The sequence below is a fragment of the Flavonifractor sp. An112 genome, assembly GCF_002161085.1.
In the GTDB taxonomy this organism is placed as follows: domain Bacteria; phylum Bacillota; class Clostridia; order Oscillospirales; family Oscillospiraceae; genus Flavonifractor; species Flavonifractor avicola.
The window spans coordinates 59,673-86,421 of record NZ_NFLU01000002.1 but is presented as its reverse complement, the minus strand read 5'-3'; the positions used below and the strand labels follow the sequence as shown (position 1 = coordinate 86,421).

Genomic DNA, 26,749 nt, shown 5'->3' with positions numbered 1-26,749 from the left:
CAGCGCTGCGGTCACAGATCGCGTGTGGCTACAAAGGAAACGCCGGTGCCGCAGACGTTGGGCACCACGATGTCGCCGGTATGAATCGGTGCGGTCAGCTCCACCCCGTCCAGACAACGGACCGCCTGCATGATCAGCGCCTTAGGAATGGGCGCGTCTGTCTTGACCGGGCAGCGGGGATGGGCCCCGCCGGTGCAGCGGACGGTGGAGGTGACCACCCGTGTGGGATGAGTCAGCTCCATTTTACCATATTCTTCGCCCCGTGGACAGCCATTTCCGGTTACCCGGTAATCCTGTTCCTCGTCGACCTTCAGGTGGCAGCCCTTGGGGCAGACAATGCAGATCAGTTCTTTCATTTGGACTCCACCTCCTGAATGGATACGGTAATGGCTTCCGAGGCCCGCTCCAGCAGGACCTTAGGCAGAACGATGTGCTCCATCTCACCGGGGGCCAGATGATCCCGGGGGAATCGGGCAATGAGAGTATCCCCCGACTTGACAAGGATCTGACTGTCCCCACAGATTCGGTTGACCCGGAAGAAAAGGTCACAATTTTTTGCCACCCGGTTGGGCCGGATGTGCTGGGGTACGGTGTAGGTCACGCCGTCACCGGTGTGTACCTCCAGCGCGGCGGGATCGGAGGGGGCTGAGCCCAGGACGTAGTCTGCCGCAGCCGCGCCTGCTCGCTGGCTCTCGGCGGTAACAAAGTCCACCAGATCATGGACGTGGGCCACGTTGCCACAGGCAAACACGCCGGGGAGGGAGGTCTCCATATTCTCATAGACCACCGCCCCATTGGTGCGGGGATCGATGGCGATGCCCGCCTGGCGGGTCAGCTCATTTTCCGGGATCAGGCCCACCGACAGCAGCAGGGTATCGCAGTCGAATATCATCTCGGTGCCGGGAATGGGCTGGCGGCGTTCATCCACCTGGGAAACCACCACCTGCTCCACCCGGTCCCGGCCGCGGATGTCGGTGACGGTGTGGGAGAGGTAGAGGGGAATATCGTAGTCATGGAGACACTGGACGATGTTCCGGTTCAGACCGCCGGAGTAGGGCATGACTTCCACACAGGCCAATACTTTGGCACCTTCCAGAGTCATGCGGCGGGCCATGATGAGGCCAATGTCACCGCTGCCCAAAATAACCACCCGTCGTCCCGGCAGCCAGCCCTCCATGTTGACGTATCGCTGGGCCGCTCCGGCGGTAAAGACGCCGGCAGGCCGCTGACCGGGGATGGCGATGGCTCCCCGGGTACGCTCCCGGCAGCCCATGGCCAGGATGATGGCCTTGGCCTCTTCAATGCGATAGCCGGTATCCTTGCCCACCATATGGACCTGCCGGTTCTCTGTGACGGTGAGCACCATGGTGTCCAGCCGCACCTCCACGCCGGTGTCCTCCAGCATCTTGATAAACCGTCCGGCGTATTCCGGTCCGGTGAGTTCCTCTTTAAAATAATGCAAGCCAAAGCCGTTGTGGATGCACTGGTTCAGGATGCCGCCCAGTTCCTTGTCCCGCTCCACAATGAGGATATGCTTCAGGCCCTTCTCCCAGGCGGCACAGGCGGCTGCCAGCCCAGCCGGGCCGCCGCCGATTACGATCAGATCATACATGGTCACTGCCTCCCTTCGTCTGGCTTGCCAGCAGCCAGCTGCCCGCTTTATCCTGTACAATGGTGCCGGGACTGACCTGCTGCTCCCGGGCCAGGATCTCCACCACCCGGGGCCCGCAGAAGCCGCCCTGGCAGCGGCCCATGCCGGCGCCCACCCGGCGCTTTACCCCGTCCACCGAGCGGGGCGGGATGGGACTGCGGAGGGCGTCCAGAATCTCCCCTTCGGTAATGGTCTCACACCGGCAGATGACACGGCCGTAGGCCGGGTCCTGCTCCACCAGCCGTGCCTTTTCCGCCGGGGACAGGTCGTGGAAGCGGACCCGGCGGCGCTGACAGCAGTAGGTCTGCTTTTCTTCCAGCACCAGCCCGTCCCGCTCCAGCAGCTGGGCGGCATATTCCGCAATGGCTGGGGCGGCGGTGAGACCGGGGGAGCAGATGCCTGCCAGATCCAGAAAGCCGGGGGCAGCCAGTTCGATGATAAAATCTCCACGGTCGGTGGAGGCTCGCACGCCGGCAAAGTTGCGGATAGACTCCCGGAAGTTGACCGAGGGCACGGACTTGAGGGCGGTATTCCGCACATAGGACAGCCCGTCGGAAGTGGTGCCCACGTCGTCATCGGGGACTGGGTCGGCATTGGGACCCACGATCAGGTTGCCGTGGACGGTGGGGGCCGCCAGCACGCCCTTACCGCTGGGACCGGGGCACTGGAAGATCACATGGCCCACCCGGTCCCCCTCGCTCTTGTCCAGCAGGAAATACTGACCCCGGGAGGGATGGATGGTAAAGCTGGCGGGAGCCGCCATCTCATGGATGGTCTGGGCGGATACACCAGCGGCGTTGATCACATACCGACTGCGGAAATCACCCTGGTTGGTGTGGACCAGCCAGCCGTCCTCCAGCCGTTCCAGACCGGTGACGGCGGTGTCCAGCCGGAGGTCGGCGCCGTTGCGTACGGCGGTCTCTGCCAGAGCCAGGCAGTATTCCCAGGGGGAACAGATGGCGGCGGTAGGGGCCCAGAGCGCGGCGGTCACCTGGGAGGAAAGGTTGGGGTCCATGGCCCTGGCCTGATCGCCGGTGAGCACTTCCAAGCCGGGCACGCCGTTGTCCTGGCCACGCTGCTGGAGAGCACGGAGGGTGGCCTCCTCCTCCGGGGAGAAGGCCAGCACGAAGGAGCCGCACTGCCGGTAGGGTACGTCCAGCTTGGCACACAGTTCTTTTGCCAGGGCGGCACCCCGTACGTTGAGTTTGGCCATAAGCGTGCCAGGCTCGGGGTCATATCCGGCATGGAGAATGGCGGAGTTTGCCTTGGTGGTGCCGTCGGCTACGTCATTTTCCCGCTCCAGAACAGCTACGTTCAGACGATAGCGGGAGAACTGGAAGGCGGCCGCCGCGCCGGTAATGCCGCAGCCAATAATGAGAACGTCATACATAATAAAACCTCCTGGCATGAAACTTCATACGCCAAGAGCGCACCACGAAAACGGGCAAAGGCTTGTGGCGCATGAAGTTTATGAGCATATGGACCGTCCCGGCCCATGCGCTTTGATTTTATGGCCGTGCCGCTGAAAGCGGCACATGGCCAATTTTGCTATGCTTTTTCATAGCAAAAAAGAGCAAAACAAAGCCGCCCCGGCGGGGTAGCTTTGTTTCACTCTCATACTCTGGAAACAATAGTATCTGATTTTACATGGCCCAGACAGCTGGGTTGGTGGAGGACACCGCTACTGCACCGGCGCCCAGAGCGCCTGTTACATCCTCCTTGTCGGAGATCAGACCGCCGGCGATGATGGGCTTTCCGGTGGTCTGGCACAGCTGACGGATAATCTTGGGCATCAGGCCGGGCAGTACCTCCACTAAGTCAGCGGATTCCTGGGAGAAATGGCGCTCCACGTTCTTCAGGGCCATGGAGTCCAGCAAAAAGACCCGCTGGATGGCCACCAGCCCCAGTTCCCTGGCCCGCTTGGTAAGGGAGGCCTTGGTGGAGATCACACCGTCGGCGGCGGTATACCGGGCAATAAAGTCGGCGGAGATCTCCCGGGCGGATAGTCCGTCGATGAGATCCAGATGGACAAAGGCCTTCTTATCAGCCTGATGGATGCGGGCTACCTTTTCGCCGATGGTCAGGATATCACCGTAGAGTAGAAAAAGTACAGCCACATCACTTTCCAGCGCGGCCTCCAGTCCGGCGTCGTCCTTTACCGCGGCGATAACCGGCCCATCGGCCAGCAGCTCCAGTAAGCTTGTGCAATTCATGGTCATCGCCTCGTTTCGGCTCCCATACAGCGGGAGGACATAAAAATGCGCAAAGCAACCGCTGGCTGCCTTGCGCACTCTATCACTCTTCTGCACAGAGGACAGTTTCATAATAACAGGCTGAAACCAGAAATGCAAGAGAGGAGGCGGGAAAAATCAAATTTTGCAGAGAGAACCAAAATTGATATGCCCAGTTTATACAAAACTGACAAAAAATATCTAGACTACTTGACAGTCACTCGTGCATCTGGTATGTTGAAAACAGTTTTAGTACAGTAATTCAATTTCATAATGCGCATGAGTGATTGAGAAGCGCGACTGTCGGAAGGACGGTCGTGTTTTTTTGCGCTGAGGGGGTGCGGGAAAAGAGGGTTCGTCAGAGGTATGCTTTGAGTAGGAAAAGGAGGTTGTCTCAATGTCCAAAAGTAAGACAAGGAAAACTGCGATTATCCTATGTATTTCTATTATTTTGATGCTGGTGAGCGCGGTAGCTACCATGGTGATCCAGACCGGCGGAGGCAGCATTACCATCAAGGAACTCCACTGGGAAACGGACAGCGGATTCGCCATGGATGGCTGGCTCTTCATTCCTGACGGGGCCACAGCGGAAAATCCCGCTCCCGGCATCGTGACCAGCCATGGTATGTACAACAATAAGGGAATGCAGGACGCCAACTTCGTGGAGCTGGCCCGTCGGGGCTATGTGGTGTTGGCGCAGGATATGCCTTCTCACGGTGAGTCGGATAACGTAAACAACGTGGGATTGGTGACCTCCGGCCTGTATCAATCGGTAAAGGTGCTGGCCGACCTGCCCTATGTGGACAAGAGCCGTATCGGCATCACCGGTCACTCCATGGGCGGTATGTCCTGCAACGCTGCTATCGAGCTGGATAATCAGGCAGAGGAACAGCTGATTTCCGCCGTGCTGCTCAACTGTGCCGATGCTACTTATGTGGATGCCGACGGCGCCTGGACCAATATCTATGGCAGCCGTGACGCGGGTATCATGGCGGCACAGTACGATGAGTTCTTTATGCAGGATACCGATGAAAATGGAAATACCACCCTGCCCAAGGACTACGTGCAGTACAACAATGCTCAGTCCTTCCTGTATTTTGGTACCGATCCCACGGGCCAGGAGCTGCGGCAGGCTGATACGGTGTACTATGAGACCATCGATGGACGGGAAGCTGTCCGCGTGATCTACAACCCTGCCATCACCCATCCCTGGGCCCACTTCAGCCAGCGGGCTACTAGCGCCGTTATCAGCTTCTTTGAGGAGACTCTGGGCGCGCCCAATCCGCTTCCTGCCGACGATCAGATCTGGCAGGTCAAAGAGGCCTTCAATCTGGTGGGTCTCATCGGTTTCGGTATGTTCATCACCTGCTTCACTCTGCTGATGGTGAAGACCCCCTTCTTTGCCAGCCTGGGCAGAGAAGAGCCGGTGGCGCCCAGAGCGGTCTCCGGCAAGGGTAAGGCATGGTTCTGGGGCAGCCTGCTCCTGGGTGCCATCTTTGGGTCTGCTGTGTACATCCCCATCATGCTCAATGCCAAGACCTTTACCGTATTCTATGACGGCTGGCCTCAGAGTTCCCCCTGGGGCGTGTGCCTGTGGGCGGCGGCCTGCGGCCTGTTTGCCATCCTGAGCATGGTGGTCAGCTATTTCGCCTTTGGAAAGAAGAACGGCCTGAACCTGAAAGAAGTCGGTGTCAGGATCTCCCTGCCCCAGCTGGGCAAGACCATCCTGCTGGCTGCCATCGTGATCTGCGTAGCCTTCGGCTGCGTGTTCTTCACCGACTACTTCTTCAAGGCGGACTTCCGCATCTGGGTACTGGCCGTCAAGACCTTTGCGGTTGACAAGGTTGCCGTGGCGGTGTTCCCCTATGCGATATTCTTCCTGGTCTACTATGTGGGCAACTCCGTGGCGCTCAACTGCTTCAACTACAATGATATCGGCGGCAAGCATCGCTGGATCAACACCACCATCGTGGCGGTGGCCGCGGTCCTTCCCGCGGTGGTCCTGCTGCTGATGCAGTACCTGCCCTTCTTTGCCGGCGGGGACCTGATGTTCCGAGACGCCAATATGCAGGTGGTCTGGCTCTTCCCCATGCTGGTGGTCCTGTCTGTGGCGGCCATCATCTCCCGCAAGATCTACCGGGCAACCAACAACCCCTATCTGCCCGGTATCATCCTGGGCATCATCGTTACCATGATCAGCTGCAGCAATACCCTGACCTGGTCCCCCACCTAACTCCTGAACCACGGACAACACCCCCGGAGATTACCTCCGGGGGTGTTGCAATTTTAAGTGGATCTTGAAGAGAGGGTGCGGACGCGGAGGAGGTCGTAAGTACGGATAAAAGGTGCTATTTTACCGCCGTTGTTCAGGCAGTGGAGCAGGACCTCTCCGCAGGCCCGGCTGTCGCTGCCGGCGTGATGGTGGTCCAGCTCCAGGGCCAGGTAATCACACAGGGTATTCAGCCTGTGGTTGGGCAGCTGAGGGAGCAGGCGGCGGCTCATCTGACAGGTACAGGCGTAGGGGACTGTGGGCTGCCAGATTATGCCGTAGTCCCGCAGACATTTAGCCAGCACCGACAGATCAAAGGGTGCGTTATGGGCAATGAGCAGGCCGCTTTCCATAATAGGTTTGATCTCCTGCCACAGCGCCGGAAAGGCCGGCTTTCCTGCTACCATCTCCGGTGTGATCCCCGTCAGTGAAATATTGAAGGCGTCAAAATGAGCTTCCGGATCTACCAGTGAGTAATATTCCTGTACTACAGTGCCATTGTCTATAACGGTGATACCGATGGCGCTCATGCGGTTATTGGCGTAGTTGGGGGTTTCCACATCAAAGGCAATGTACCGGTCTGTCATAGTTGTCCCTCTTCTCTGCGGTATTTTCCTGCCGCTATCATACCGGCTTTTTGAAAAAAAGACAAGAAGGTCAAACGGGGCCCGCACACGAATGTGCGGGCCCCGCGTTTGTATGGAGGCAATTATTTTTTTGCAGAGGTCTCTTCCGTCTTGTCCTTGGGGAGGATCAGGCTGAGCAGCAGGGAGACCACGAACACGCCGGCCACGGCGTTGCCGTTGAAGATGTCGCCCACCGCAGGGGGGAAGGCGGCGAAGAAGTTGCCGGAGGTCTGGGTCAGGCCGATGCCGATGCAGAAGGAGAGGGAGACGATGATCATGGTGCGGTCGTTGAACACGCACTCCTTGAGCATCTTGATGCCCTCATACATGATGGAGCCGAACATCATGACGGTGCAGCCGCCCAGTACCGACTGGGGCAGGGAGTTGAAGAAGGCGCCCAGCGGGGGGAAGAGGGAGGCCAGAATCAGGATCAGAGCGCCCATAAGAATGGTGAAGCGATTGATGACGCCGGTCATGGTCACCAGACCCACATTCTGGCTGAAGGAGGTGAGGGGCAGGCAGCCGAAGCAGCCGGAGATGGAGCTGGAGAAGCCGTCTACCGCCAGGGAGCCCTGGAGCTCCTCGATCTTCAGGTCACGTCCCAGCGCTCCCTGGGCCACGGCAGCGGTGGCGCCGGTGGTCTCCGCAGCGGAAACCAGGAACACAATGGCGATGGTAAAGAAAGCGCCAATGTCAAAAACGGGGGTGTGGCTGGTGAAGAACACCAGCTTGGGCAGGCTGAAGAAGCCCACTTCGCCGATGGTCTTCTGGATGCCGGAAAAGTCCACCATAGGGGCCACTCCCGTCACAGTCAGAATAGCGGAGGCCAGATAGCCCACGATCAGACCCACCAGGATGTTCAGGTTCTTGTAGACGCCCTTCAGGCAGTAGCGGGACACCAGACACACCACTAGGGTAAAGGTACCGATAGCCAGATGGTACCAGGCGCCAAAGTCGGCCACGCCATTGCCGCCGCCCCAGGAGTCCATGCCCACCGACAACAGAGACAGACCGATGGCGATGACCACGCAGGCGGATACCACGGGGGTGAGGAAGCGCTTCCAATACTTTGCGCTTAAACCCACCAGACCCTCGAAGATACCGCCTAAGATGACGGCACCCACCATACCTTCATAGCCCAGAGCGGGATTGGTGCAGATCATGAGCAGGCTGCCCAGGAAGGTAAAGCTGACGCCCATGACGATGGGCAGCTTAGAGCCGATCTTCCAGATGGGATAGAGCTGTAAACAGGTGCCGATGCCGGCGGCGAACATAGCGCACTGGAGCAGTTGGGTGATCTCCGCGGGAGTGAGATGGGAATCCGTTCCCCGCACGACGGCGGCGCTGCACACGATGAGCACCGGCGCCAGGTTGGCTACAAACATGGCCAGAACGTGCTGCAGGCCAAAGGGGATGGCCTTAGACAGGGGGACCCGCCCGTTCAGTCGGTAGATGTTGTCTTCGCTGACGGTTTTGACTTGTGCTTCCTTGTTTTCCATCCTTGACACCTCACTTGCAAAATAAAAAATAATTATTTCAAATGCATATTTTTTTGCACAAAAGGGTGTAAAAAACCCCTTCGGTCTGAGGCCGAATTGTTTCAGAAACATTATGGCAAATCAACAGGACCGAAGGGGCGCAACATAGGAATCAGGGGATACCTGGCTTTGGGACAATAGGATTACACGGCGTCGGCCTCGGCATTTTTGCCCAGACGGCGAAGCATGGTCTTTTTCACCGCCCGGAAGATATTCTCATATCCGGTGCACCGGCACAGGTGGCCCGACATGAGCTTGCGGATCTCGTCATCGGAGTACTCCCTGCCGGACTCCAGGATCTCGGCGGCGCTCATGATGAAGCCGGGGGTGCAGAAGCCGCACTGGACGGCAGCCTCGTCGATGAAGGCCTGCTGGATGTCGGAGATCTCACCGTTGGGGCCGGCCAGCCCCTCCAGGGTGAGGATCTCCTTGCCGTCGGCCCACACTGCCAGATAGATGCAGGAGTTGAAGCACTCCCCGTTGACCAGCACGTTGCAGGCGCCGCACTCGCCTACCTCGCAGCCCTTTTTGATGCTGGTGAGCCGGTAGTCGTCCCGCAGCATATCGGTGAGGGAGGCACGAACATCGACCATCTTCTCCACCTGCTTGCCGTTGATGGTGCAGCGGACCAGCTTATACTGATTACTCATGGATCACACCTCCTGCCAGACGAATGGATTCGGTCAGGGCCCGCTCGGCCAGGGCCACGGCAATGTGCTGGCGGAAGTCTTTGGCGGCTCGCCAGCTGTCACGGGGATTGATGTCCTCCAGCACGGTTTGGGCAAAGGCCTTGATCTCTGCCTTGGTGGTGGGCTTGCCTTTGGCATATGCCTCAGCGGTGACAGCCCGCATGGGAACCGGTCCCGCCACGCCGTAGGCGATACGGACGTCCTCCATGGTGCTCTTGTCCGCCGACAGCTTCACATTCACCGAGCAGCCGGTGGTGGCGATGTCCATGGCGTTGCGCATGGCGTACTTGATGTAATGGCCCTCGTAGCCCTCATAGGCGGCCTTGGGGATGAGAATGGCGGTCTGGAGTTCGCCGGGGCGCAGGTCTACCTGACCGGCCTTGATGTAGAAGTCCTGGATGGGGATGCGCCGCACGCCCTCCGGTCCGGTGATCTCGATGATGGCGTCCCAGGCGAACAGGGTGGAGGCCGAGTCGGCGGAGGTGACGCCGTTACAGGTGTTGCCGCCGATGGTGCCGATGTTGCGGATCTGGGGACCGCCCACCTGGTCCACCGCCTGACCCAGCACATTGATGTGGGCCTGGATGATGGGGTCCTTGGTGATGTGGGAGAAGCTGGTGAGGGAGCCGATGCGGATGGCGCCATCCTCCTCAAAGGACACCCCCCGCAGTTCGTCCAGACCATAGATGCTGACCAGCTCCTTGCCGGCCCGCTTGCCCTCCCGGATCTGGACCAGCACGTCGCTGCCTCCGGCAATGATCTGGGACTCGGGATGTTCCAGCAGCAGCTGGACGGCATGAACTACGCTCTCTGCCTCGTAAAGGGCTTTGATATCATACATGGCCGGGAGCCTCCTTTCAAATCAGTCCCTCTTCCTTGAAACGGCGGAAGAGGATATGGGGATTGACGGGCGCCTCGTTCACAAAGACGCCGGTGGCCTGATAGACGGCGTTGCGGATGGCGGGAGCCACCGAGCAGGTGGGCGGCTCGCCCAGAGCTTTGGTGCCGAAGGCGCTGGTGGGCTCGGGATTCTCCACGAAGAAGGCCCGCAGCCGGGGGTGGTCCATAAAGGTGGACAGTTTGTAGTCCAGCAGGTTGTTGTTCAAAGCCTTGCCGCTCTTGGGATCGAAGAGCAGCTTCTCCGACAGGCCGAAGCCGATGCCCATGCTCATGCCGCCGTGGACCTGGGCCTCCGCCAGAGCGGGGTTGATGATGGTGCCGGCGTCATGGACGTTGACCAGATCCAGCAGCTTCACCTTGCACATGGGGATATCCACCTCCACCTCGGCGAAGGTACAGCCGAAGGAGTAGGCGTTGGATTTGATCTGGGCGGTGCTCTCGGCGGTGAGGTGCTGGCTGTGGGTCAGGCTGTACAGGGCCTCGGTGGCCAGGTCGCCCAGAGTCATCAGCACCCGGCTGTCGGTGACGCGGACGATATTGCCGTCGATGATGTCCAGGTTGTAGGGAGGCATCCGGGTCAGCTCATGGGCGTAATTGAGGATGCGCTCTTTCAGCAGGGAACCGGTCTGCCGGATGGCAAAGCCGGCGGTGTAGGTCTGGCGGGAGGCGTAAGCGCCGGTGCCGAAGGGGGTGACGTCGGTATCCTGGCAGGACACCACATGGACCTTGTCCAGGGGAACGCCCACCACGTCGGCGGTCATCTGTGAGAAGGCGGTGTCGGCACCCTGGCCGATCTCAGTTTCGCCCACCTGGACCTGGAGGGAGCCGTCCTGGTTGAGAACCATCCGGCAGGAGGAGGTCTCCAGAGAGATGGGCCACACGGCGGTGTTGTACCAGAACACCGCCATGCCGATGCCCCGGCGGATGTCGCCGGTCTGGTTCTGATAGGACTCATATTTCCGCAGATAGTCGGTGACCTCCATGCCCTTGTCCATACACTGATTGAAGGTGTCGGCGTACAGCTCGTTTTTGGAGAAAGGATCGGTATAGCCCACCGGCATCAGGTTCTTCCGCCGGAAGGCGATGGGGTCCATACCCAGCTTGGCGGCAACCTCCTCGGTGTGGCACTCGGCGGCCCACATGGCCTGGGGAATGCCGTAGCCCCGCATGGCGCCGGCCACCGATTTGTTGGTAAAGACGGTGTAGGCGTCCACCTCCACGTTGTCGCAGGGGTAGAGCTGGGGGAAGGCGCCGGCGCCCTTGGCGCAGATGCTGTGGCCGTGGGAGGCGTAGGCACCCTGATCGGAGAAGGCCTCCAGCTTGCGGGCGGCGTAGGTGCCGTCGGGCCGCACCCAGGAGATGATGTGGCTGCGAATGGCGTGGCGCACCCGGGTAGAGACGAAGGTGTCCTCACGGGGCACATCCAGCTTCACCAGGTGGCCGCCCAGCTGCATACACAGCCAGGCGCACAGGGGCTCGTAGAGCACATCCTGCTTGTTGCCAAAGCCGCCGCCGATGTAGGGCTTGATAACCTGGATCTTGCCCCACTCGATGCCCAGAGCCTGGCCCACCACCCGGCGGACGATGTGGGGGATCTGGGTGGAGGTGACAATTTTGATTCGGTCGCCGTTCATCTCGGCGTAGCAGATGAAGTTTTCAATGTGGCAGTGCTGGACGGTGGGGGTCTCATACCAGCCCTCCACCTTGATGAGGCCGGGCTCCTTGATGGCCTCCTCGTAGTTGCCCTTGCGGATGGTGGTGTGCTTGAGAATATTGTTGGGATAGGCCTCGTGGAGCTGGGGGGCGCCGTCCTTCATGGCGTCCAGAACGTCCAGTACGAAGGGGTACTCCTCATACTCCACTTTGATGGCCCGGAGTGCCTGGGCGGCGGACACCTCGTCCTCCGCCACCACCGCGGCGATGTCGTCGCCGTAGAAGCGGACCCGGTCGGTGAGCACCAGCCGGTCGGCCACGTCCTGATGGCTCTCATCGGTGGACCAGGGGTGTCCGGCGGTGGGGAAGCAGTGCTTCTCCTTCAGGTCAAAGCAGGTAAAGACTTTGACCACGCCGGGGATGGCTTCCGCCGCGGAAGTGTCGATGGACTTCACCCGGCCGTTTGCGATGGTGGCGTGCAGGACCTGGGCCACATAGGCGCCCTTGTCGCACAGATCGTCGGTATATTTGGTGCGCCCGATGACCTTGTCATAGGCGTCCACACGGGTGGCTTTCTTTCCTACATACATGGCGCGTTCCTCCTGTCTGTCAGTTGATTGTCTGGGCCTGGATTCAGCCGTTGACGTGATGCTCGATGTGAGATTTCATGCGTCGGTAACCGTCCTCGGTGATGATGATTTTGCCTCGCTGGACCCGGATCAGGCCCAGCTCTTCCAACTTTTGAATGCTGCGGTCCAGGGTCTTGACGGAAAAGCCGATCTCGTCCGAGATCTGAGCCCTGGTCTGCTTCAGCTCCAGCTGCTGGGGGGTAGGGATACGCTGCTCGAATTTGCGGATCAGATGGACCATCAGCCGATCCTTGCCCTCCATAAAGAGATACTTCCGGGCTTCGGCGGTCTGGGTGATGAGACGGCTCATATTCTCCTGGGTCCGCAGAAAGAGGGCGTCCACGTCCATCCGCATCCAGTCCATATAGGCGTCTGCCGGAATGGAGAGCACCCGGCACTTGGTGGATGCCACAATGCTGATGCGGTACTGGGGCAGTCCGGCAAAGCACTCAATCTCACCAAAAAAGTCCCCCGGCCCGAAATCCTTGAAGGAATAGGGCCGCTCGTGCATGGGCCACTCCACGCCGGTCACCTTGCCGGAGAGGATCACAAAGATATGAGTACACTCTGTGCCGGCCTTAATAAAGGTCCGGTCTGCCTCTATATCGATCAGGGTCATGTAGTATTTGACTTCTTCGGTACAGTTCCGGAACAGAAACTCCATGTAGCTTCGTTTCTGTGGAGGGAGCTCCTTAAAAATATCCACAAGACTGCACCTCCTTGGTTGTATTATATCGTTACATTCCTACAAAAGAAAAGGCCATGTGTCTTATTTTTTTATTTTTTCTGTGAAAGCGGTCAAACTGCCTTTGGAGGTCTCCGGGAATGTGGATGAAACCGTACCCATCTGTTGAGGAAAGAATGGGGCGGTGCACGTGGGACTTCCCGAAAACGGGAGGAGAGGGTAACATTGACAAACAAAAAATGAAATGATACAATGAGTTTAATTTCCGGGACCTTTCGTTTTGCAAAGGAGACTGGTATATGGATGGGACCTTTGTCGAGATGCAGATGCAGCGGAAGACCGCTGTGGAATTGCGCAGTGACAAAGGCCCTTTTTCGTTGGGGGAGGGTTTGGTATGAAGCGGATCTGGCTGGTGGGGATGCTGCTGCTGGCAGCGGTAATGCTGTCTGGCTGCCGGGAGGAACTGCCCGACATCGACAATAGTACCATTGACTTTTCCACCTCGGAGTACAAACATATCACCAACGGTGGGGTCACAGACGACGAGAAACTGCCCTACAATGTGGATGCCATCACCGGGGCTACCCTGACGGTGGAGGGGCCGGGGGTGGTGTCCTCCACGCCCCTGTCCATCCGGGAACTGGAGAACCGGACGGAGGGCCTCTTCCGGGGGGCCTACGAGGACAGCAGCGGCGTGCGGATCTACGAGGGCGTGGACCTGTATACTGTGCTCTATGAGATGACGGGCGGGGACAGTGGCATTTTCCTCACCGATACCGCCACCCATGTGGAACTGAAGGACTGCAACCGCAACACCCTGGCCGTCATTCCGCTGGACCAGGTGGCCCAGGCCAGCCAGGAGGGCCGTCCCATCCTGCTAGCCTACGGGGTGGGCAAGACCGACGGTTCCCTGGCTGCCCCCTTTGTCTTTGACGCCAAGGCGGAGGGGGAGCACTCCCTGGGCTATGTGGACGAGCTGGACAACGAGGACGGCTGCCTCCGGCTGGTGTACGATCTGGATCGGTGGGAGGCGGAGGGGGACTATAAGACCTTCTCCAACGTGGCCTACCTCTATGTCCGGGAGGGGGAGGAGCCGGGCTACAAGCACGACGGCGGCCCCTACGGCAGCGCCGACTACGGAGAGTACATCCTCACCTTCCGGGGCGACGCCCTGGGGGCGGAGCTGGACCTGACGGTGTCCCAGCTGGAGGCCCTGGTGCGCTACGATGAGAATGGGCAGCCCCAGGAGGGCGGACTGGGCTGGCGGGATAGCTACAGCCTGGCCAACAACGCCTACTGGTATGTGAACGAGTATGAGGGGCTGGACCTGTACCGGCTGCTGTGCTACCTGGGCATGGACAGCGCTGAGGAGCTGGGACGGGCGGAATCCCGCACCACCATCGTTACCTTCCAGGCTGCCGACGGCCGTCTGTCCCCCGAGTCCTTCTCGGTGGAGGCCCTGTCCTACCCGGACGCCTTCGGCTTCTACAACAAAAACGCTGCCGACCCCGGGGACGGCAGCTATGTGCCTACCAATGCCGATTTGGTGGATACCGGCTACCCGGTGCTGCTGGCCTACGGCGTCAACCGCTACCCCTACACCGTAGACCGGGGGGACGAGGGCTATCTGTCCGGCCTGGCCAACAGCGGCGGCCCCATGCGGGTGGTGTTCGGCAAGACCCAGTACAACCACGCCAACGGCTCTAACCAGGTGCAATATGTGAGCCAGGTAATTGTGGGGGAGGACGTGCTCTATCAGACCCACCTGTACTCTAACGACCCGGACTGCAGAGCCCTGGCGGAGGAATCCGTCCGGCTGGAGGTGGTGGACGAGGCGGGCAAGCAGCTGCTGGAGCGCACCCTGACGGTGGGCCAGGTGGAAAACCTAGTCTACGGCGAGGGGACCGACCGGACCTCTGCGTCGGTAAAGGACCGCTATCAGCGGCCTGACCAGCCGGACCAGTCCGACGTCTACGAGGGCGTGAGCTTGGAATATCTGCTGATGGACTACGCCGGCCTGCCTGGAACGGTGGGAACAGTTACCTTCTCCGGCGGCGGGGAGGAGGTCACCGTGTCTCTGGAGGACCTGTTCCTGCCCGGCTATAACAGCGCCACCGGCAAGAGCGGCCTGCTGCCCATGCTGGCCTTTGCCAAGAACGGCGCGCCCCTGGTGGGGGCGGCGGGAGATGAGGGCTACACCGAGAGCCTGCCCCTGTATCCCACGGACAGCCAGGACCCGGCCACCTACTGGGTGGACAACCAGGGTGGCCCGCTGACGGTGTTGCTGCCCGCCCAAGGGGAGGAGGAGGCACGGCAGATCTGCGGGGTTACCTCCATTCGAGTGGAGCTGGAGCCGGACCCATACGCTCATCTGGAGGGGGAGGCCGCCGCTCTGGCGGACCGGACCGTGACCCTGTCCGGCCCCGGCTTGACCCAGGAGCTGACCCTCACCGTGGCGGAGCTGGAGAGTCGACAGACCCAGGCCAAGACCATGGATTTCAGTCTGTTGGATCAGGATGGCCTGACCCAGCAGCGGTACCGGGGCATCCCTGTGTATCAGCTGCTCACCGAGGCGGGACTGTGCAACAACGCCGGGGAGGTGACGGTAACCTCTGCTGACGGCACCAGCGTCACCCTACCCCTGTCCCTGCTGAAGGGCATCAATTACACCAACTACGCCGCTCCGGAGAAGCAGCCGGTGTGCGCTCTGCTGGCCTATGGTACCGGTCCGGTGGACGGACAGGGGGGAGCCCCTCTGACGGAGGAGACCGGCGGTCCCCTGAAGCTGGTGGTGCCTATGGACGGGGAGGACGCGGAAAACGGGGAACTGTGGGTGGAGAATGTGGTGTCCATCCAGGTGTCGGCCAACCAGGTGGATACCTGGAGCCACGCCATGAGCGATGTGTACAGCGAGTTTCTGGACGACACCATGACCCTCACCATCCGCAACGACGACCACGAGTGGACCCGGGACTATACGGTGGAACAGCTGGAGGCCATGGACAGCCTTATCGTCCGGGACGACTACGCCGTGCTGGAGCTGGGCACCTGCGAGGGCATCGACCTGTGGGGCCTGGTGCTCCAGGAGGCGGGGGAGGTGCCCGGCATCGACCAGCCGGTGTCGGTAACGGCCTATGCCTCCGACGGCTATAAAAATGACCTGCTCAGCGTCTTTGCCCTGGACGGACTGGAGCAGGGGGTGCTGGACCCGGAGGGCCAGCGGAAGAAGATCATCGTTGCATACGCCATCAACGGCGCGCCCCTGGTGGACGAGGAGAGCCACGAGGGCTATACCGGCACTGCGGGCAACAGCAGCGGGCCCTTGCGCATCATTGCCGAGACGGTGCAGGGGGCGTCGGTGAAGTATTTCAACAAGCTGGTGGTGACGGTGCCGGGCAGCGGCCCCATCGGGTAAGGAGGGAGCAGATATGACCAAGCATAACGGAAAATCACTCTGCGCCCTGCTGCTGGCGGTGCTGCTGACCCTGAACCTGTGCGCCTGCGGCGGCCAGTCCCAGGAGTCTCCCGCTCCCACGGGGGAGACCGTTACCGACGGGGCGGGCCGGACCCTGGCCCTGCCGGAGGAACCGGCGGAGGAGAAGATTGCCTCGGTGTACGGTACGGCGGTGCCCTTCCTGGTGGCTTTGGGCCTGTCGGAGCAGGTGGTGGCGGTCAATGCCAAGTCCTCCTTCTGGACCGACGCGGTACCCGCTCTGGATGAGGCGGGTACGGTGGGCCGGGGCTTGGTGGATCTGGAAGCCATGGCGGCCAGCGGCGCCACCGTGCTGGTCCACCGGGCCAACGACAGTGAGACGGTGGAGGCGGTGGAGCGGCTGGGCATCGACGTGGTGTGCATCTCGGGGGAGGATCTGGAGGGCATCTACCAGACCCTACGGCTGCTGGGGACCTACTTTGGCCGGGAGGACCGGGCGGAGGAGGTCATCGCCTGGATGGAGGGTAAATTCGAGACCATCGACGAGATTGTGGCCGGCATCCCACAGGAGGAGCGGGTCACCGTGCTGGTGATGGGCAGCGAGCCGGGCCGTATTGCCGGGGGAGATATGCTCCAGTCCTGGATGATCGAAAAGGCGGGGGGCATCAGTGTCTCCGCCCAGGTGACCAACGACAGCAACTGGATGAACGTGGGGGTGGAGACGGTGTTCTCCTGGGATCCCCAGTACCTCTTTTGTACCAGCTCGGCGGCCCTGGACTATACGCCGGAGGAGCTGCTTACCGATCCGGCCTGGAGCGCCCTGGCGGCGGTGGAGGACGGGCGGGTGTACCAGATTCCCGCTCGTATTGACACCTGGGATATGCCGGGGGTGGCCAGTGTGCTGGGTACCTTCTGGATGCTCCACACCATGTATCCGGATGCCTTCTCCACCCAGGAACTGGAGGCGGAGATTGAGGACTACTATACCTTCCTCTTCGGCCGCACCTTTGATGCGGACTACCTGGGGTATACGCTGACATGAGGGGACGGAAAAGAAATCCATGGCTCATCCCTCTGCTGGCGGTGTTGCTGCCGGTGGGGGCGGTGCTGGCGGTGTGCGTGGGAAAGTATCCGGTGACTCCCTGGGAGAGCCTGAGTGTATTGTGGGGGGCCCTGACCGGCGGCGGGTCCGCCGACCAGATGACGGCAAACGTAGTGCTGGGCCTGCGGGTCCCCCGCATCCTGGCCAGCATTCTGGTGGGAGCCGCACTGTCGGTCTCCGGCGCGGCCTATCAGGGCGTGTTTCAAAACCCGCTGATCTCCCCGGACTTTCTGGGAGTGTCGGGGGGCGCCTGCGTGGGGGCGGCGGCGGCCATCCTCCTCTCCCTCACCAGCGGGTGGGTCCAGCTCTTCGCCTTTGCCGGCGGCCTGCTGGCGGTGGGGCTGACGGTAACCCTGCCCATGCTGCTGCGCAGCCGGGCCAACCTGATGCTGGTGCTCTCGGGTATCATCGTGGGGTCCGCCATGTCCTCTCTGCTGGGCTTTCTCAAATACACCGCCGACCCGGAGACCCAGTTGGCTGCCATCACCTACTGGACCATGGGCGGCTTCAACTATCTGGCCCTGGAGGACCTGCTGCCTGCCCTGCCCTTCCTGCTTATCCCGGCGGTGGTGCTCATCCTCATGGGCTGGCGCATTGATGTGCTGTCCATGGGAGAGACAGAGGCCCGGGCTCTGGGCCTGCCGGTGAGCGCGGTGCGGGGTACGGTGATCCTGTGCGCCACCCTTCTCACTGCCTCATCGGTGTGCTTGACAGGTACCATCAGCTGGGTGGGCCTTACCATTCCACACCTGGGCCGGATGCTGGCGGGGCCGGGCCACACCAGGCTGCTGCCGGTGTCCGCCCTGCTGGGCGGCCTGTTCCTGCTGGTGGTGGACACCCTCACCCGCACCATCGGGGCGGAGGAGATGCCGGTGAGTATCCTCACCGGACTGGTGGGGGCCCCCTTCTACGGCTGGCTGCTGTGGCGGCAAAGGAGGGCGGGCCATGCTCTATGAAATCCACGATCTGAATTTTTCCTACCCCGGCGGTCCCCCGGTGCTGGAGCAGGTATGTCTCACCTTGAAGGAGGGGGAGATTTTAACGGTGCTGGGCCCCAACGGCGCGGGCAAGAGCACCCTCCTCAACTGCATGATGGGCCTGCTGCCCACCCAGGCAGGAGCCGTCCGCCTGTGCGGGCGGGACATCACCGCCATGAGCGAGCGGGAGATCGCCAGGCTGGCGGGCTATGTGCCCCAGAACCACACCCCGGTCTTTGACTACTCCGTGCTGGAGTTTGTACTCATGGGCCGGGCGGCCCTCCTTTCACCCCTGGCCCGGCCGGGGCCGGAGGACCGGCGGGAGGCGGAAAAGGCACTGGAGGCCATGGGCTTATCCCATCTGGCCCACCGGCCCTACACCGACATCAGCGGCGGCGAGCGGCAGCAGGCCACCGTAGCCCGGGCCATCGTCCGCCACCCCAAGGTGGTGCTCTTTGACGAGCCCACCGCCCACTTGGACTTCGGCAACCAGCTGCGGGTGCTGCGGATGGTCCGCCGTCTGTCGGAGGGGGGCTACGCCACGGTGGTCACCACCCACAACCCGGACCACGCCATTCTGCTGGGCGGGACGGCGGCGGTGCTGGACCGGCAGGGCTGTCTGCGCTCCGGACCGGCGGAGGAGCTGCTCACTGAGGAGCTGCTGCGGCAGATCTACGACACCCAGCTGCTGGTGCGCTACAGCCAGGAGCTGGGCCGGCGGGTGTGCCTCTACCCACCCCTTTAACAGGTACTCGTTCCCATTGGGATGAGAATAGAAAAGGAGAGATGGAAATGAAACGAATGACCGCATTGCTGCTGTCCCTCGCCATGCTGCTGGTGCTGTGCGCCTGCGGCGGGGAGACCGGAACGCCCGATACCCAGACTCCCGCCGGCACTACGCCGGTGGTGGAGAGCCCCCAGACCGGCGGGGAACCCACGGCGGAGGAAGTGAAGGGAGTTACCATTCCTTCCTTCATCATCAACGTGGGCGGCACCGACATCACCAACGAGACCATGGCGGAGTATCCGGTGTATCAGGTTCAGGCCACCTCGGTGAACAGCGCCGGGACTGAATCCACCTGCGTCTATGTGGGCTTTGCTCTGTCTGACGTGCTGGCCGCCGCCGGTGTGGAGAGCTACACCACTGTCACCGCCGCTGCCAACGACGGCTACGAGGTGGAGGTGGATCAGGCCACCGCTGCCGCACCTACCACATTGGTGGCCATCTCCAAGGACGGAGAGCAGTTCAAGAGCTCCCCCTGGTTCGCACCCTGCTCCTCCGGCACTACCGGCGACTACCTGAAGGGTATGGTGTCCATCGCCGTGGACGGCGGCGAGACCCAGCAGCCCGCTCAGAGCGGCGAATCCGGCGGTGAGACCGGCGGCGTGCCCGAGATCCAGGACCGCACCGACAAGGTGGAGTTTGCGCCCTATTCCTTCCTGGTGAACGGCACGGAGGTGACCAACGATACCCTGGCGGGGCTGAGCATCTACAAGATCGATGCCACCGTCACCAACAGCGCCGGGGAGACCTCCACCTCCACCTACACCGGCTATCGGCTCAGTGATGTGCTGGCCGCCTGCGGCGCGGAGGGCTACACCAGCGTGAAGGCGGTGGCCAATGACGGCTACGAGACCGAGCTGGATCTGGAGAGCGCCGACAGCGAGTACACCCTGCTGGCCATCGAGAAGGACAAGGAGACCGGCGAGGAGGGCACCGTCTGGGTGGCGCCCTGCCTGGAGACCTCCTCCAAAGCCTACTGCAAGCTGGTGGTGGAGATCGTGGCCCAGTGATCTGGGACCAACAGGGCCGGGGGCGGAGTCTGCCCCCGGCCCTTGCCGGTCAAAGGAGGATGTGGAAATGAGAAGCAAGCGTGTGTGTGGGGCGGCGCTGGCCCTGTGTCTGTGCCTGTCCGGCTGCTCCGGAGGCGGGCAGGCTGCCCTGCCACCCCCGGAGCCCATGGGGGACAGCCCATTCGGGGTGGACAGCAACATCAATATGGAGACCATCGACCAGTATCTGGGCCGGGAGGACGTGGCCTACCGGGACGTGCGGCTGCTCTTCGATCCGGCCAACTACGGCGAGATAGGAGGAGAAGCCGACCTGACCCGCACCATCGAGGGCTTCCGCATTGTGCCCTATCCCTACCTGGCTACCCTCCAGACCCTGCCGGTGTCCGGCGGCTATGAGGGGGAGTGCCTCTATGAGGTGACCTGGGCGGAGGACGGCACCGTGGCCCAGGCCAGGCCCTTGTATGAGGAGTCGGAGCTGATCCTGGAGGAGCTGTTCCCCAAGGATCAGGCCATCTTCCTCATGTGCGGCGGCGGAGGCTACGCGGGGATGATGAAGGAGCTGCTGATCTACCTGGGCTGGGACCCGGAGCTGCTGTACAACGTGGGGGCCAACTGGACTTATACCGGCGACCACGCCCAGGAGCTGGTGATCTACCCCGAGGACGCCGACGGGGAGAAGATCTACGCCACCTGGCGGGCGGATTACGCCTATCTGGACTTTGACCGGCTCCATCCCCTGGAGGACGGAACATGAGGCGGGGGGCGGCGGCAGTGCTGGTCCTGCTGCTTCTGCTGTCCGGCTGCGGAGGCGGAGAAAACGTCCGGACGGAGGAGAAGTTTCCCACCTTCACCTTTACCCACTATGCATCCGGCGGGGCGGACAGTCAGGAGACGGCGGTGATCCTCTTTGAGCAGAGCAATTCCACCTTTACCAGCTATCAGGTGGCCTTCCCCTCCTGCACCTGCCGGGATTCCATCGTCAACTATATGTCGGTGGCCTATGTGGAGCTGCTCAACAACAAGGACGACCCGGAGGACGCCGCCATCCGGGCCATCAGCTTCGGCAACAACCAGGGCTTATGGGGGGACAGCAACCCCAATTACTACATTGCCGAGTATACCGAGGAATATATGGATGAGCATTTTGTCCAGATGCTGGTCAAGGCCACCAAGGCGGACCTGGACGCCTGGGAGGGCTACGGCACGCAGATCGCCGGGGTGGATGCCGACGCGGTCACCGGGGCCTCGGTGTCCACCGGCAACATCACCTCCATGCTCCAGGGGCTGTTTGCCTACCACACCGCCAAATATTATGGAGGTGGGGCGGAATGATCCTGCTGATTCAGGGTGAGATCGGCGTGGGCAAGACCACCCTGATCCGCCGCCTGTTGGGCGAGCGGCTCCCGGAGGCCCGGGGCTTCTGGACCCGCAAGGAGGCGGAGGGGGAGGGCTTTTCCATCTACATCCACCCAATGGGGCAGCCGCCTCGATACGGAGATGAGAACCGGGTGGGGCGGCGGCTGCCGGGACAGCCCCGGCGTGCCTTTCCGGAGGCCTTCCAGCGGGCGGCGGTGTGGCTGGAGGCCATCCCGACGGGGGGCGTAACGGTGCTGGACGAGCTGGGGGTACTGGAAGAGGAGGCCCCCCGCTTCCAGCAGGCGGTGGTGGAGCTGATGTGCCGCAGCAGACTGGTTCTGGCCGCCGTCAAGCCGGCGAAAACGCCCTTCCTAAACCGAGTGCGCTCCCTGCCGGGGGCACGGCTATGCCTCATTACCCCGGACAACCGGGAAGAACTCCATCTCCGGCTGAGTGCGGAATTATCTTTCAACCCATAAGACAAAAAGCGGCCCGCCGCAGGTGCAACAGCCTGCGGCGGGCCTTTTTGAGGGAATGGTCCGTCTGTACGGACAAGATGAGGGGAGTAGGAGGGATCAGGAACGGGCAGAGCTCTGGCCCTGCTGCCAGTCCCGGTTGAAGCGGTGCTCGTCGATGACCAGCACAATGAGAGAGGAGACGATGGACACACCGGCGAAGATGATATAGGTATAGCGCAGGTTGCCGCCGGTGATGTTGAACACCACGCCATTGACCACGAAGGAGAGGGCGGAGACGGCGCCCTGGATGGGGAAGATCACGGAGTTGACCTTGCTGAAGCCCTGGCGGCCGTAGACGGAGGTAACCAGAGAGGTGGTGAAGTTGGCCTGCTCACGGGTGAAGCCCAGCTCCATGTTGCGCAGCACCATCTGGGACACCACGCCCAGGGAGCAGATCTGGAACATACCGGTGGTGATGGCCACCAGCCAGGTCTCCTTGCAGCATAGCAGCTTCTTGGTGGTCCAGCCGCCGACGTTGTCCTGGGGACCGTGATAATACTCGTTCTGATAGACCTCGTCGGACACGTTGTCGGGATTGAGGCCCCGCTCCTGAGGCGTGTTGCGCACGATGAGCAGACCCAGCACGCCCAGTACGATGCAACAGACGGAGATGGGCAGCACGCCGTTGCCGATGCCCATGGTGCCCACCAGATAGGTAATCAGGGGAACGAAAGCCACGGAGGCCAGGTTATGGCCCATGGTGGTGTAACCCATGACGATGCCCTTTTTCTTGGGAAACCACTGGGTCACCAGGTCGCCGCCGGAGATGTAGCCCGCGGACATGACGCCGCCCACCACCACACACATACAGATGGTGTACATGGCCAGATTGACGGCGTTGCCCACGCCCCAGTAGGCGATACCGGCCAGGATCATACACACACCGGAGGTGATGCGGGCGCCGATGGCTCGGTTGACCTGGCCAACGATGATAAAGAAGATGACGCCGACTACACCAGCCACGGTGTTCATGGTGAGTACGGTGCCGCTGAGGATGCCGAATTTTTCCGCAATGGCGGGAGCAGTGACATTTGCGCCGCTGTTGACCATGCCGGCATACAGCCAGAACATGAGCAGACAGTAAAAAATGGTGACCCAGCCGTGAAGGCCAAAGTTGACTACAGAGGATTTATTGCCGTCGTTCTTATGACTTTTCATCACAATTACCTCCTGATCAAATCTGAGGGATACCCAACGCCTGCTGGGCGTTGCGGAAATAGAGCTGTTCCGTCTCTTCCTGGCTTAGGGGAAGCTGACCCAGGAAAGCCATCATATCTTCCAGGGACTCGTAGGGATAGTCGCTGGCGAAGAGGATGTGATCCATCCCCAGCACGTCCTTGGTGCACTGGAAGGCCTCCTTGGACATATTGCCGCTGGTGGTGACCCAGATGTTATTACGGAAATAATACCCCAGATCCTGCTTGCATTGAAGAGCGGGATTGGGCAAAAATTTGATCCGGTTCTCGATTCGCTCCATCAGGAAGGGCAGGCCCTCACCCAGATGGCCAAGCACCAGCTTGAGCTGAGGTACCTCATCAAACAGGCCGGATACCACCATCCGCAGCAGGGTAGTCACCGTATCCACGGTAAAGCCAAGGCCGGGACCGGCAAAGGTGAAGCCGAAGCCCTCGTATCGCTGGCCCTTGGGCAGCTGGGGGTGGAGGTAGACGTAGACGCCCAGCTCTGCTGCCTTGTGGAACAGGGGACGATAGCGTGGATGGTCAGCGGAAGTATCACCGTAGTTGGAGTGGGTATGCCAGCTGACAAAGCCATATTCCTTCACGCAACGCTCCAGCTCTTTCTGCGCGGCGTCCACATCCCCCACTGGCAGGATGGCACTGCCGAGGAAACGGTCAGGATGGCGGCGGGTCAGCTGATACAGGGCGTCGTTGGTGGCCCGGCAGACGGCGATGCTGTCTGCAATGGGCAGTTCCTCCGCGCCGGGAGAACAGCTGAGGACAGCCTGGGAGATGCCCTGGCGGTCCATCAGTTCCAGCCGCTTCTCGCACACATCCAGCAGCTTCTGCAGCAGGACGCCCTGAGGCATGGTGATGTTGTCCGTCCAGTGGATGATGTCGGTTTTGGCGTCATAGCGGGGGGGCATGGTCCGGCTGGCCAACGCGTCTATCAGGCTTTGGTCATAAAAATGGTTTTCCAGGTCGATGCGTCTCATACCACATATCCTCTCATTGTAATAATCTAAATGAATCATTCGGTAATAATTATTACTGTAGATAGAGAGTATCATAACAACACCATACTGTCAAGTGTTATTCTGTTATTATCGCGCGAAAAAAGGAAGAATATGTGTTTTAGACAAAAATGGGAGGAAAACCTTGTGCGGAATACTGGAACGCCCAGGGAAGCGGGGAGGGGTTCAGATTGGCTTGACATCATTTGAATAACGGGATAAACTAAGACTATCTGGTTTGGACGCTGTCTGCGGGGCAGCGTGATCTGCACGCAAGCGCCTCTGCGATTCCGGGTCCGGCGGCGTGTACTGCCGGACGGAAGGGAGAAGTGCACATGGAGCATGAGGTCAGAGAAAAGATCCTGCGGACAGCGAAAGAAATTTTTCAGCAGGAAGGCTATAAAGGGACCACCATTAACAGCATTGCCAAACGGGCGGGCATATCGCCATCCACCATTTACCTCTATTTTCAGGGGAAGAAGGACCTGTTTCAGCAGTTGAATATTTCAGAGGACGAGGCCCTTCAGGACGTTTATAACGCAAATCGCGCCTCCATCCTCCAGACGGCGCTGATCCTGTTCGGGGAGCATGGCTACGACGGTGTGTCTATGGATATGATTGCCCGGGAGTCGGGCTATTCCAAGGCTTCGCTGTATCAGTATTTCAAAGACAAGGAGTCCCTCTATTCCGCAGTCATGCAGGAGACTCCCTTCCATTTCAATTTCCTGAGCATCCAGCCGGAGATGGGAGACTTTGACCTGGAGGCCGCCGTCAAGCGCATCGGCTTGGACTATCTGTCCATCTTCAACACGCCGGAGCGGACGGCTTTTACCCGGGCTATTATCCGGGACTCCAACCGCCACCCGGAGATCAGCAATATGTACCATAAAAACGGCATCGGTTATGTGGCCCGGTGCCTGGAGACGGTGCTCAAGCAGTATGCCGATCAGACCCGGCTGCGGGATGGGCTGGACCTCTATTTGACGGCTAAGACATATGTAGGGTCTCTGTTCGGCTTTGCCATCCAGTACAAGATTGTGGTGGGCATCCAGCCCCAGTACACCGATGAACAGATCGTGGACACCCTGACGGGGATCTTCCTCAACGGAATTTTAAAATAAATAATAAATAACAGCCTCCCGGCATTGCCGGGAGGCTGTTATTTATTATTCACTCTTGATGGCTTCCAGGGCGGGTATGCGTACCGCCTTGTTGGCGGGATAATAGCCGGAGCCCAGGCCAATGAGAATGGAGAACAGGATAGCGAAGAGCAGCAGCCAGGGCGGGATCACCGAGACCCGGGTCACGGTCTCGCCGCCCACGATGGCGGGCAGGAGATTTTCCATGGATGGCCCCAGTGAGACCAGATTGATGGCCACCGAGGCGATAAAACTGATGACACAGCCGATCAGTCCGCCGATGAGGCCAATGGCCCCGGCCTCTGAGAGGAACATGATCCGGATGTCGGTGACGTAGCAGCCCAGGGACTTCATAATGCCGATCTCCCGGGTGCGCTCCGAGATGGACATGATCATGGTATTGGTGATGCCCAGAGCGGCAACAAACAGGGAGATGGCGCCCAGACCGCCCAGCATCATCTGCTTCTGCCGGGCCTCCTTTTCCATGGGCTTGCGGATGCTCTCCATGGACTCGGTGGGATAGCCCATGGACTTGATCTCCCGCTCCACCGGTTCCACCTGATCGATGCTTTTGACCTTGACCATGATGGAGTCATAGGCAGGCTTTTTGCCCTTGCGGCCCTGAGTCTTTTCCATCAGCTTCAGCAGATCGGGCATATTGAGCAGAATGCCTTCGGAGGTCTCGCTACCCTTGGAGTAGTCTTCCTTTACCGCGCCTACCGGGTTAAAGGGCAGGGTTATTTTTCCGTTCTGCGTCTCAATTTCCATGGTTATGGGCTGCTTCAGCGGGTCCAGATAGGGGGGCGGAGGGTCCACGGGCTTGCCGGTGTCGTCAAATTCGCCGGTCCAGCGGTCGATCATGTTGCGGCCCTCCGGGCGCAGGGTGTCCTTGAAGCTGTAGGCCAGGTATTGGCCGGTCAGGATCTCGCCTTCCCGCTTGGGCAGGACGCCGGCAGTGAGATGATAGCCCATCTGCTCCATTGCGGCGGTATCCACGCCCACTACCGTGGTCCAATCGGCGATATAGCGTTTTCCTGTTCCGGTGATGAGGCGGATGGATTCCGCCTCCAGGGACAGCTTGGGGGTGAGGGCCTCCACGCCGGGCAGGGCCTTCAGCCGCCGCAGCAGCGGGTCGTCCAGCTTGACCTTGCCCCGGCCGCCCTGGGGGGCGTTGACCGTGATGATGGTCAGATCACCCATCTCCGCCAGGGTCTTGTCCTGGGCCTCCTTCATGCCGATGCCCAGAGAGACCATGATCACGATGGAACAGCAGCCGATGAGGACGCCCAGCACGGTGAGGAAGGTACGGGATTTGCGGCGCATCAGGTTTTGCAGGCAGATGCGCAGCATATCTTTTTGCTTCATGGC

At 60.7% G+C, this 26,749-nt stretch carries 24 protein-coding genes; 11 read left to right on the top strand and 13 right to left on the bottom strand.

What is annotated here, in order from left to right; genetic code table 11:
* Positions 1 to 11: 11 nt before the first annotated feature.
* The 4 genes from B5E56_RS01940 to B5E56_RS01925 form a co-directional block, all read right to left on the bottom strand.
* Positions 12 to 356: a DUF1667 domain-containing protein gene (locus B5E56_RS01940; protein ID WP_087271059.1), complete on the bottom strand. Its 345-nt coding sequence runs from the start codon at positions 354 to 356 to the stop codon at positions 12 to 14.
* Positions 353 to 1,612 carry an NAD(P)/FAD-dependent oxidoreductase gene (locus tag B5E56_RS01935; protein ID WP_087388195.1) on the bottom strand — a complete coding sequence of 420 codons (1,260 nt, stop codon included), beginning with the start codon at positions 1,610 to 1,612 and terminating at the stop codon, positions 353 to 355. Before B5E56_RS01935 ends, B5E56_RS01940 begins: the two co-directional genes overlap by 4 nt.
* Complete coding sequence (locus tag B5E56_RS01930; RefSeq protein WP_087388193.1) at positions 1,605 to 3,041, bottom strand: NAD(P)/FAD-dependent oxidoreductase; 1,437 nt, start codon at positions 3,039 to 3,041, stop codon at positions 1,605 to 1,607. The genes B5E56_RS01935 and B5E56_RS01930 overlap by 8 nt, the downstream gene beginning before the upstream one ends.
* A gap of 253 nt (positions 3,042 to 3,294) precedes the next feature.
* Positions 3,295 to 3,864, bottom strand: coding sequence for a glycerol-3-phosphate responsive antiterminator (locus tag B5E56_RS01925; protein ID WP_087388191.1), 570 nt, complete (start codon positions 3,862 to 3,864; stop codon positions 3,295 to 3,297).
* A 45-nt stretch (positions 3,865 to 3,909) separates the two neighbouring features.
* Between B5E56_RS01925 and B5E56_RS01920 the strand changes: the two genes are divergently transcribed.
* Both B5E56_RS01920 and B5E56_RS01915 read left to right on the top strand, forming a co-directional pair.
* The gene (locus B5E56_RS01920) at positions 3,910 to 4,143 is read left to right on the top strand and encodes a hypothetical protein (protein ID WP_087388189.1); all 234 of its coding nucleotides are present in this window, start codon (positions 3,910 to 3,912) and stop codon (positions 4,141 to 4,143) included.
* A gap of 136 nt (positions 4,144 to 4,279) precedes the next feature.
* Entirely contained in the window at positions 4,280 to 6,115 is a 1,836-nt protein-coding gene (locus tag B5E56_RS01915; RefSeq protein ID WP_143383113.1) for an alpha/beta hydrolase family protein, read from the top strand.
* Positions 6,116 to 6,168: 53 nt separating this feature from the next.
* Here B5E56_RS01915 and B5E56_RS01910 read toward each other — a convergent pair whose 3' ends face one another.
* The 6 genes from B5E56_RS01910 to B5E56_RS01885 all read right to left on the bottom strand — a co-directional run bounded on the left by B5E56_RS01910 (position 6,169) and on the right by B5E56_RS01885 (position 12,892).
* Positions 6,169 to 6,738, bottom strand: coding sequence for a 3'-5' exonuclease (locus tag B5E56_RS01910; RefSeq protein WP_087388186.1), 570 nt, complete (start codon positions 6,736 to 6,738; stop codon positions 6,169 to 6,171).
* Between the two features lie 122 nt (positions 6,739 to 6,860).
* Positions 6,861 to 8,276 (bottom strand): uracil-xanthine permease family protein, encoded by a 1,416-nt coding sequence (locus B5E56_RS01905; RefSeq protein WP_087388184.1) that lies wholly within the window; start codon positions 8,274 to 8,276, stop codon positions 6,861 to 6,863.
* Between the two features lie 182 nt (positions 8,277 to 8,458).
* Positions 8,459 to 8,965 (bottom strand): xanthine dehydrogenase subunit XdhC, encoded by a 507-nt coding sequence (gene xdhC, locus B5E56_RS01900; RefSeq protein ID WP_087388182.1) that lies wholly within the window; start codon positions 8,963 to 8,965, stop codon positions 8,459 to 8,461.
* On the bottom strand, positions 8,958 to 9,845 hold the full coding sequence (xdhB, locus tag B5E56_RS01895; protein ID WP_087388180.1) for a xanthine dehydrogenase subunit XdhB: 888 nt from the start codon (positions 9,843 to 9,845) through the stop codon (positions 8,958 to 8,960). Before xdhB ends, xdhC begins: the two co-directional genes overlap by 8 nt.
* Positions 9,846 to 9,861: 16 nt before the next feature.
* Positions 9,862 to 12,147, bottom strand: coding sequence for a xanthine dehydrogenase subunit XdhA (gene xdhA / locus B5E56_RS01890; protein WP_087388178.1), 2,286 nt, complete (start codon positions 12,145 to 12,147; stop codon positions 9,862 to 9,864).
* Between the two features lie 43 nt (positions 12,148 to 12,190).
* A complete protein-coding gene (locus B5E56_RS01885; protein WP_087388176.1) occupies positions 12,191 to 12,892 on the bottom strand; it encodes a Crp/Fnr family transcriptional regulator in 702 nt (233 codons plus the stop codon).
* Between the two features lie 373 nt (positions 12,893 to 13,265).
* On the opposite strand from B5E56_RS01885, the gene B5E56_RS01880 reads away from it, so the two are divergent.
* The 8 genes from B5E56_RS01880 (at position 13,266) to B5E56_RS01845 (ending at position 22,012) form a co-directional block, all read left to right on the top strand.
* A complete protein-coding gene (locus tag B5E56_RS01880) occupies positions 13,266 to 16,286 on the top strand; it encodes a molybdopterin-dependent oxidoreductase (protein ID WP_087388174.1) in 3,021 nt (1,006 codons plus the stop codon).
* A gap of 13 nt (positions 16,287 to 16,299) precedes the next feature.
* Positions 16,300 to 17,346 (top strand): ABC transporter substrate-binding protein, encoded by a 1,047-nt coding sequence (locus B5E56_RS01875; RefSeq protein WP_087388172.1) that lies wholly within the window; start codon positions 16,300 to 16,302, stop codon positions 17,344 to 17,346.
* Positions 17,343 to 18,362, top strand: coding sequence for a FecCD family ABC transporter permease (locus tag B5E56_RS01870; RefSeq protein ID WP_087388170.1), 1,020 nt, complete (start codon positions 17,343 to 17,345; stop codon positions 18,360 to 18,362). The genes B5E56_RS01875 and B5E56_RS01870 overlap by 4 nt, the downstream gene beginning before the upstream one ends.
* Complete coding sequence (locus B5E56_RS01865) at positions 18,352 to 19,128, top strand: ABC transporter ATP-binding protein (protein ID WP_087388169.1); 777 nt, start codon at positions 18,352 to 18,354, stop codon at positions 19,126 to 19,128. The genes B5E56_RS01870 and B5E56_RS01865 overlap by 11 nt, the downstream gene beginning before the upstream one ends.
* Positions 19,129 to 19,175: 47 nt before the next feature.
* Positions 19,176 to 20,177, top strand: a complete 1,002-nt coding sequence (locus tag B5E56_RS01860; RefSeq protein ID WP_087388167.1) for a hypothetical protein — start codon at positions 19,176 to 19,178, stop codon at positions 20,175 to 20,177.
* A gap of 67 nt (positions 20,178 to 20,244) precedes the next feature.
* The gene (locus B5E56_RS01855; protein ID WP_087388165.1) at positions 20,245 to 20,931 is read left to right on the top strand and encodes a hypothetical protein; all 687 of its coding nucleotides are present in this window, start codon (positions 20,245 to 20,247) and stop codon (positions 20,929 to 20,931) included.
* A complete protein-coding gene (locus tag B5E56_RS01850) occupies positions 20,928 to 21,509 on the top strand; it encodes a hypothetical protein (protein ID WP_087329871.1) in 582 nt (193 codons plus the stop codon). Before B5E56_RS01855 ends, B5E56_RS01850 begins: the two co-directional genes overlap by 4 nt.
* Positions 21,506 to 22,012, top strand: coding sequence for a nucleoside-triphosphatase (locus B5E56_RS01845; protein WP_087388163.1), 507 nt, complete (start codon positions 21,506 to 21,508; stop codon positions 22,010 to 22,012). Before B5E56_RS01850 ends, B5E56_RS01845 begins: the two co-directional genes overlap by 4 nt.
* Positions 22,013 to 22,108: 96 nt before the next feature.
* Here the strand turns inward: B5E56_RS01845 and B5E56_RS01840 are convergent, their stop codons facing one another.
* Positions 22,109 to 23,209 (bottom strand): MFS transporter, encoded by a 1,101-nt coding sequence (locus tag B5E56_RS01840; RefSeq protein WP_087388162.1) that lies wholly within the window; start codon positions 23,207 to 23,209, stop codon positions 22,109 to 22,111.
* 16 nt (positions 23,210 to 23,225) lie between these two features.
* On the bottom strand, positions 23,226 to 24,224 hold the full coding sequence (locus B5E56_RS01835; protein ID WP_087388160.1) for an amidohydrolase family protein: 999 nt from the start codon (positions 24,222 to 24,224) through the stop codon (positions 23,226 to 23,228).
* A 353-nt stretch (positions 24,225 to 24,577) separates the two neighbouring features.
* Between B5E56_RS01835 and B5E56_RS01830 the strand changes: the two genes are divergently transcribed.
* The gene (locus tag B5E56_RS01830) at positions 24,578 to 25,363 is read left to right on the top strand and encodes a TetR/AcrR family transcriptional regulator (protein ID WP_087388158.1); all 786 of its coding nucleotides are present in this window, start codon (positions 24,578 to 24,580) and stop codon (positions 25,361 to 25,363) included.
* A 45-nt stretch (positions 25,364 to 25,408) separates the two neighbouring features.
* Here the strand turns inward: B5E56_RS01830 and B5E56_RS01825 are convergent, their stop codons facing one another.
* Positions 25,409 to 26,746 carry an ABC transporter permease gene (locus tag B5E56_RS01825; protein ID WP_087388155.1) on the bottom strand — a complete coding sequence of 446 codons (1,338 nt, stop codon included), beginning with the start codon at positions 26,744 to 26,746 and terminating at the stop codon, positions 25,409 to 25,411.
* Positions 26,747 to 26,749: the final 3 nt, after the last annotated feature.